We start from the raw sequence: 7,101 nt of genomic DNA, 5'->3' as shown, positions 1-7,101 counted from the left end.
CTGAAGCTCGCGCTCGAGGAGCTGCGCGAGCTCGCGCGCGGGCTTCATCCGGCCGTGCTCAGCGACCACGGGCTCGAGCCCGCCCTCAGGTCGCTCGCGAGCCGCGCGCCCTTCCCGGTCGAGGTCGTCGGAGCTCCGCCGCAGCGCCTCGACGAAGGGGTCGAGGCCGGCGTCTACTACGTCGTGGCGGAAAGCCTGACGAACGCGGTCAAGCACGCCGAAGCCACGGAAGCGCGCGTCGAGCTCGAGACGACCGACGCGGGAATCACCGTCGCCATCCGCGACAACGGCACCGGCGGCGCGAACATGGAGGGCGGTTCTGGGCTGCGCGGACTCGCCGACCGCGTCGAGGCTCTCGGAGGCCAGCTCGACGTGGAGAGCCGTTCCGGCGACGGCACCGTCGTGCGCGCGATGCTCCCTCTCCGCTGACGAGCTCGCACCCGACCTCTCGAACCACGGAGCCGGCCGGACGGAGCGGGCTCGGCGCGGGGCCCCCGGGTCGGAGGCCCCGCGCACTTCGCCGTGGTGGACGCTCTAGGGGAGGGGGACGCCGTTTGCGAAGAGCTTGATCACACCGGCTGCCAGGCCGCCCGCGTTCACGGTGTCCTTGCCCGCGAGAGTGTTGATCTCGAGCCGATCGTTTGCGGCCTCCGGATGGAGGACGTTGACCGTCGCGGCCAGACCGCTCACCTTCGCGGCGCCTGCGTCTCCGTCGACGCGGATCGTGTCGTCGCCGTTGGTGCCGTTGACGACCACGCGGTCAGCCGCGCCGTCGCCGTTCGAGCCGCCGAGGGTGCCTGCGAGGTCGATGTTCACATTGCCGACATCGGTGCCGCTCAGGTCGTTGACGGTGACCAGGTCGGCGCCGCCGAGCGCGTTGAAGTCGACGCGTTCGATACCGGCGGTGTCCATCGTGATGTTGCCCTGGGCGCGGAAGAACCTCAGGCGGCTTCCGTTTGCCGACAGGTCGACCTGCTCGGGGCCGCCTGCGCCGTTGAAGAGCATCGTGTCGGTGCCGTTCTGACCCTCGAGCACGTCGCTCCCGTCGCCGGGATCCCAGACGAACGTGTCGTTGCCGTTGCCCATCAGCGCAACGTCGTTGCCTCCGTTTCCGTCGATCGAGTCGCTGCCGTTGCCCCCCAGCAGCGTCTCCACGCCGGAGCCTCCGGCCAGGATGTCGTCCCCGTTGCCGCCTTCCAGCGTCACGGCTCCGGCTCCTCCGACGAGGTTGTCGTCTCCGTTTCCGCCGCCGACCGTCGTCGAGATCGTGTCGGTGAAGACGCCGTTGCTCTCGTCGATGCGCACCGCGTCATCGCCGTTTCCGCCATTGACGGAGATCTTCGCGATCTCCGCGCGCGCGAATCTGAAGTCGGCCGAGCCGTCGTCCCCGACGTCGACCTGCAGAATCGCCGGGTTGCCGCTCTGCAGCCGAAGAGCGAGCCGGTCGCCCGCATTCGTTCCCTCGATCGCCAACTCGCCATGCGCGAGCTGCGGATCATCGAACGCCGCCTCCGTTCGCAGTCGCGACGCATTGTGGGCATGGTGGACGGGCGCGGTGCCGTATCCGGCCGCGGTCCCTGCCGTGCCGCCGACGATCGCGATCGCAGCCACTGCCGAGACCGCCAACAGTGCCGGCCGCACTACACGCGAGCCGTGGAGTCGAATGAAGTTCCTCATGGCTTCCTTTCCGGAGTGGAATGACCTGTCGCTGCTGAAGACACCGGCGATCGGCGTCTATTCCCGCGGGTGAGCGGCCCCGGCCGCCAATCGAGCGCGACTCCCCGGCCCAGGAGGGGCCTGCAAGCGCTCACGCGTCCGAATCACGGTCGAGCGACGGAGGTATCGAACACGCCTCGTATGCGGTGAATCCCGCGCGCGACACGGGAATAGCAGGCAGGGAAGTGGTGTCTTTCCGGGCGAGATGGTCCCACATGCGGTTCACCCGGGTTCTCCCCGCGGCTGCGCCGACTCCTGCGATACGCGAGTCGGGTCGGCGACCTCCCGCCTCACACGGATGCGCCAAGCTCGTCGAGAGCCGGGAGCCCGACCCCACGACGTGGTGTGCTCGGCGTTACCGTTCGCGGTGTGGTGTCGATGAGACGTCGTCGAGCAGACGAGGACGGTGACCGGGAGATCGCTGAGCTGGCCGCGCTCGCGGACGGGTCGCTCGAACCGGAACGGCGTGACGCGCTCGAGGCACGAGTCGCCGCGTCGTCGGAGCTTGCCGACCAGCTCGCCGAGCAGCAACGGGCGGTCGCGCTCACGCGGAGCGCGGCGGAAGAGGTCGAGGCGCCGGCGGCCCTCCGGGCGCGCGTCGAGGCTCAGCGCCGTTCACGCCGCGGGCGGGCGCCCGGTCGTCTCCTCCTCGCGGGCGCCGGGACTGCCGCCGCGCTGGTCGCCGTCGTGGCGCTGGCCGTGAGCGTGCTCGATTCGGGCACTTCCGCCGAGAGCTTCCACGCTGCCCTTGCACCGACCGACCTGGCGCCCGGAGCAACGGGCGAGGCGACGCTCACCAAGACCACTTCGGGCTGGCGGATCGAGCTCGATGCCACCGGCCTTCCCCGCCTCGACGCGGGACGCTTCTACGAGGGTTGGCTGCGGGACGCCGCCGGCGTGCTCGTGCCGATCGGGACCTTCAACGAAGGCGTGCGGGTCACGCTCTGGGCGGGGGTATCGCCGAAGGAGTTCACGACGCTGACCGTCACGCGCGAACGAGCCGACGGCGATCAGACCTCGTCGGGCGAGAAGGTGCTCGATGGAAAGGTCGACACCGGGAGCTGATCGGCCCTGCCGCGGTTCAAGCCGTGCCGCCCTCGACTCGGCGCACCACCTGTTGACGAGCGCGGTAGAGGCGGCTCATCACCGTACCCTCGCGGATGCGCAACGCGCGTGCCGCCTCCTTGTAGGAGAGTCCGGTGACATCCACGGCCACGAGGACGTCGCGGAAGTCATCCGGAAGCGCGGCGATCGCGGCGTAGAGCTCCGCAGCTTCGAGCGCGGCATGCGGCTGGGGCGCGTGCGGATCGGCAACGAGGTCGAGACCGTCGGGTAACGGCACGGGACGGAGTCGGCGGCTCTCGTTCCGCTTCTGGTTCAGGAAGGTGTTGCGCAGCGCACGCAGGAGATAGCCGAGGTCGTCCTCGTTGCGAAGCAGGCGCGGGCGGGCGAGCAGGCGCGCGTACGTTTCCTGGACGAGATCCTCTGCATCCTCGCGCGACCCGCAGAGCGCCCACGCCGCCCGGTAGAGGCGGTCTAGGTGGTCTCCAAGTCGGGCGGGGTCGAGCGTGCGCTCCATCTGGTGACTGCTCGTGCGTCCCGGCGAGCATGAGGCCGCGAACCTGGCCGCCGTCCGGCGCGAGCAGCGTCAGCAACTCGGAGCTCGCCCCCGGGCGGCCTCGATCAGCAGTCGCGCAGGTCGGCCCGACCGCTCACCTCCCGTCTGAGGCGTGCCGGCTCTCGGGAAACCGCGGCAGCCCGTCGTCGGGAATGGGCTCCCACGGCGCCGCGTACGCGACGAACTGCCGCACCGAAGGGCGTACGCCCGGGTCGTCGTCGAACGTGCCGAGACGGATCCCGATCGACTCGGGATGGGCGGGGTTGGAGCCGAACAGCGCCGACCCGCACTCCCCGCAGAACCATTTCTCGCCGCCGCTCTCCGGCCTCCAGACACGAAGCCTGTCCTCGCCCGCGACGATCCGGAACGACTCCGGCGCCGGATGCGCCTGCGCCGAGGCCGCCGTACCAGTCCGCCGCTGGCAGCGCCGGCAGTGGCAGTAGCTCGCGCGGACGAGCGGCTCGCTGACCTCGTAACGAACTGCCCCGCAGTTGCAGCCGCCCGTGAGCGGAAGCTTCATCTCACCATGATGCCGCGGCGGGTCGTCGCACGCTGCAGCTCGGCCCGCTCCTCGTCGCTCAACATCACGAAACCTCTCCTCCAGCCATGCCTGGGCGACGCCTGCTCGCCTGGGTGACCGGTTGGAAGAGCATCGATGAGTTTCGCCGGCAGCGGGAGTCTGATGAGAGATTGAGCCGTCGTCTGAGGGAGGTGAGCAAGGTGTCACGCACGCTGCTGCTGATTGGGACGCGCAAGGGGCTCTTCATGCTCGAGAGCGACGCCGACCGGACGAGCTGGTCGATGCGGGGGGCGTATTGCGAGGGCTGGCCCGTCTACCACGCCGTGTTCGACCGGGATTCGGGCGCGATCTACGCCGCCGCCGCGAGCGAGTGGCACGGCTCGTCGATCTGGCGCAGCGCCGATCTCGGCGAGACGTGGACGCAATCGAGCGAGGGGCTCGCGTACGACGATGGCCGCAGGTTGTCCAAGGTCTCGAGCCTCTCGGCCGCTCACGGCCGCGTGCTCGTCGGCGTCGAGGCACCGGGGATCTTCGAGAGTCGAGACGACGGGGCGACATGGTCTCCGTACTCGATGCTCACGGGCCAGCCCGGGAGCGAGGAGTGGGACGATCCGTCGAACCAGCCGCCCGGCCACCTCGGGATCTCGGCGATCACCGCCGACGAGAAGGACCCCGCCCGCGTGTGGGCGATCGTGCAGGGCATGAGCCTGTTCGAGACGACGGACGACGGCAAGACGTGGACGCCGCGAAACCGCGGCCTGCGCAGCGATTGGCCGCGCGAGCACGAGGAGGTTGGCTTCTGCGTCCACAAGTTCGTCCGCTCACCCACCGACGCGCAGCGGATGTACCAGCAGAACCACGTCGGCATGCATCGCTCGGACGACGCCGGCGCGACCTGGACGGAGATCACGGAAGGGCTGCCGACCGAGTTCGGGTTTGCCGCTGCGGCCCATCCCCACGACCGGGACACCTTCCACGTCATCCCGCTCGACCCCGGCCATGGCCGCACGATGCCCGACGGCCAAGCGGCGGTCTGGAGGACGAAGGACGCGGGCTCGAGCTGGGAGCGTCTCGCGAACGGCCTCCCACAGGAGAACGCGCACCTCGGCGTCCTGCGCGAGGGCATGACGGGCGACACGTACGACACGCCCGGCTACTACTTCGGCACGAGCACCGGCCAGGTGTACGCGAGCGCGGACGACGGGGAACACTGGAGCGAGATCGCGAGCTACCTGCCCGCCATCTCGTCGGTCGAGGTCGCCATCGTCGACTGATGGCCGACATCCACCTGCCTCCCACGCTGATGCCGCTCTTCGCGGGCCTACCGCGCCGCCTCGACCTCGAGGCGGCGACGGTCGACGACGCGATCGGCCGGCTCGACGCGCAGTGGCCGGGGTTGCGCGACCGGCTGTGCGACCCGAGCGGCGGGCAGATCCGGCAGCACATCCACGTCTACGTCGATCGTGAGCGGGCCGGGCTCGACACACCGCTCGGGCCCGGCTCGCGTGTCCAGGTGATCGCGGCGATCTCAGGGGGCTAGCGGGACAGCGCTGCGCGCTTCGCGCGAGGGCTACTGGCGCTTCCCGCGTCGAGCCCAGTGCCGGATGAAGTACACCGGCACCGTGATCCCGGCTGCGAGGAACGCCGCGACACCCCAGGCCGTCGCGTGACGACTGCCGTGCCTGGATGCGTGTGCGAACACGCCGGCCGAGATCGCCGCCGCAAGAGCGACCGCGATCAGGAACGTGACGGGATCAGCCGTGGCCACACCGGACACGATACGTCCGAGGATGTAACGGGACTCGCTGCTCGACTCTAGGGGGTCATTTCATCCATCGGCGACATCGGCCCCGCTCCGGGTATCGACAGCGCAGGGACGACGTCCGGTGCGAACAGCATGAGCCCCCCGACAAGGATCAGCACTGCTGCCGTTCCATATGTCGCTGCGCGACGCGACGGGATCAACTTCTCGAACGCAATGAGACCCGCGACGACCGCCATCCAGACGATGCTCATCACGCCGAGTGCAAACAGCGACGCCATCAGCGCCCAGCAGCAACCCACGCACCAGGCGCCGTGCCGAACGCCCATGTTCACGGCACCCGAGAGTCCCTCTCTCCAGTTGCCGAGAAGGAAGCCCAGTGGCGTTCGGCACTTTCCGAGACAGACGTCCTTGAGGGGAGTCAGCTCGTACGCCGCTGCGATGAGAAGCGTGGCGCCGGCGACCCAACGCCCGGCGCGGTCCCAAGCGAGCACGTCACCCGAGAGCTCTGCCCCAATCCGAGCGAGGAGATACGTGCCGAGTCCCACGGCGCTCCATACAAGGAGGTAGCCGGACGTGAACAGGAGCGGCGCGCCGAGGGCTCGCGTGTGCTTGAGATTCGAGTAGAGCGCCACGGTCGGCGCAACGGATGGGAGCATCATTGCGGCCATCATCACGACCCATACGCTGAGGAACCAGCCCGCGGACCCGAGCTCGGTCCAGGGGCCACCGTCCATGTCCTGCATCTCGCGCGCTGTCCACCACCAGCCGACCGCCGCGAGTGCCACGAGCAATGCGATGAGCCCGAGCCGCGTGCGTGCGGCCGCGTAGGCGGGGACAAGCCCCCGTTCAGGTGCTCGCTCCGGCGCCGCGATGCTCATGTCCCTAGGCTGCCCAGGCGAACGGCGACGAGAGCCCCGTCTTTCCCTCGTATTCGATCCCGAACGCGCTGATCTTCGACCGCGTCGCTTCAGCTGCCGTCAGTTCGGACGCGACGGGATGGAACACGCCGGTGAGCCGTGCGGGCTCGCCGGTCTCGATCCCGAACGGGACGATGTCCTCGACCTCGAAGTCGATTGCCTCGCCGATGCGGACGCTGTGGTTGAGTCCTTCCTCGACCACTTCGATCGGGGCCCTTTCCACGCCGAGCACTTCGCCGATGAGCGGTGCGAGGCCCGCCATAGGGCCGCCCATCTGGCCTCCGAAGACGCCGGTGAGCTTCTCCATCTGCTCTTCCGTCGTGCCGTCGTCGACGAAGATCCCGACGCGCCAGTTCCCCTCCGTCATGACCTTCGGTGTGTCGGCGATCAATGCGAGCGTTCGGCCGCTCACGTCCGTCCCTTCGATCGCGCCGTCGCGGATGCTGAAAACGAGCGTGACGCGGCAATAGTCGTACGTCGCGCCATGGTCGAAAGAGAAGTTGCACGGGCACATCAGCTCGCAGGAGCACGTCTCGAAATACGTCCCCTCGATACTCCAGGACAT

General features: G+C 69.2%; 10 protein-coding genes. 4 read left to right on the top strand and 6 right to left on the bottom strand.

The features are described from left to right. The coding region (locus VNM44_RS00355) for a sensor histidine kinase (protein WP_325621373.1) at positions 1-429 on the top strand (429 nt) is incomplete at its 5' end. A 105-nt stretch (positions 430-534) separates the two neighbouring features. Here VNM44_RS00355 and VNM44_RS00350 read toward each other — a convergent pair. Then, positions 535-1,677, bottom strand: coding sequence for a hypothetical protein (locus tag VNM44_RS00350; RefSeq protein WP_325621371.1), 1,143 nt, complete (start codon positions 1,675-1,677; stop codon positions 535-537). Positions 1,678-2,094: 417 nt separating this feature from the next. Between VNM44_RS00350 and VNM44_RS00345 the strand changes: the two genes are divergently transcribed. Next, a complete protein-coding gene (locus tag VNM44_RS00345; RefSeq protein ID WP_325621369.1) occupies positions 2,095-2,781 on the top strand; it encodes an anti-sigma factor in 687 nt (228 codons plus the stop codon). A 16-nt stretch (positions 2,782-2,797) separates the two neighbouring features. On the opposite strand, the gene VNM44_RS00340 is transcribed toward VNM44_RS00345, so the two are convergent. Further along, positions 2,798-3,295, bottom strand: a complete 498-nt coding sequence (locus VNM44_RS00340; protein ID WP_325621367.1) for an RNA polymerase sigma factor — start codon at positions 3,293-3,295, stop codon at positions 2,798-2,800. A 133-nt stretch (positions 3,296-3,428) separates the two neighbouring features. Further along, entirely contained in the window at positions 3,429-3,854 is a 426-nt protein-coding gene (locus VNM44_RS00335; RefSeq protein WP_325621365.1) for a GFA family protein, read from the bottom strand. A gap of 200 nt (positions 3,855-4,054) precedes the next feature. Between VNM44_RS00335 and VNM44_RS00330 the strand changes: the two genes are divergently transcribed. After that, complete coding sequence (locus VNM44_RS00330; RefSeq protein WP_325621363.1) at positions 4,055-5,128, top strand: hypothetical protein; 1,074 nt, start codon at positions 4,055-4,057, stop codon at positions 5,126-5,128. Continuing rightward, a complete protein-coding gene (locus VNM44_RS00325) occupies positions 5,128-5,394 on the top strand; it encodes a MoaD/ThiS family protein (RefSeq protein ID WP_325621361.1) in 267 nt (88 codons plus the stop codon). Before VNM44_RS00330 ends, VNM44_RS00325 begins: the two co-directional genes overlap by 1 nt. A 30-nt stretch (positions 5,395-5,424) precedes the next feature. Here VNM44_RS00325 and VNM44_RS00320 read toward each other — a convergent pair whose 3' ends face one another. From VNM44_RS00320 to VNM44_RS00310, 3 genes are all read right to left on the bottom strand, one after another. Continuing rightward, positions 5,425-5,622, bottom strand: a complete 198-nt coding sequence (locus tag VNM44_RS00320; protein ID WP_325621359.1) for a hypothetical protein — start codon at positions 5,620-5,622, stop codon at positions 5,425-5,427. Positions 5,623-5,669: 47 nt separating this feature from the next. Further along, a complete protein-coding gene (locus VNM44_RS00315) occupies positions 5,670-6,497 on the bottom strand; it encodes a DUF2182 domain-containing protein (RefSeq protein WP_325621357.1) in 828 nt (275 codons plus the stop codon). A 4-nt stretch (positions 6,498-6,501) separates the two neighbouring features. After that, positions 6,502-7,101: DUF1326 domain-containing protein (locus tag VNM44_RS00310; protein WP_325621356.1), on the bottom strand; the 600-nt coding region annotated here is incomplete at its 5' end.

It is taken from the genome of Gaiella sp. (assembly GCF_035558935.1).
In the GTDB taxonomy this organism is placed as follows: Bacteria; Actinomycetota; Thermoleophilia; order Gaiellales; family Gaiellaceae; genus Gaiella.
Note: the sequence above shows the minus strand (reverse complement) of the source record. Positions and strands in the feature narration are given on the sequence as shown.

Coding starts and splice junctions, on each gene's coding strand:
- VNM44_RS00350 (WP_325621371.1), bottom strand. CDS start 1,677: ATGAGGAACTTCATTCGACTCCACGGCTCGCGTGTAGTGCGGCCGGCA.
- VNM44_RS00345 (WP_325621369.1), top strand. CDS start 2,095: ATGAGACGTCGTCGAGCAGACGAGGACGGTGACCGGGAGATCGCTGAG.
- VNM44_RS00340 (WP_325621367.1), bottom strand. CDS start 3,295: ATGGAGCGCACGCTCGACCCCGCCCGACTTGGAGACCACCTAGACCGC.
- VNM44_RS00335 (WP_325621365.1), bottom strand. CDS start 3,854: ATGAAGCTTCCGCTCACGGGCGGCTGCAACTGCGGGGCAGTTCGTTAC.
- VNM44_RS00325 (WP_325621361.1), top strand. CDS start 5,128: ATGGCCGACATCCACCTGCCTCCCACGCTGATGCCGCTCTTCGCGGGC.
- VNM44_RS00315 (WP_325621357.1), bottom strand. CDS start 6,497: ATGAGCATCGCGGCGCCGGAGCGAGCACCTGAACGGGGGCTTGTCCCC.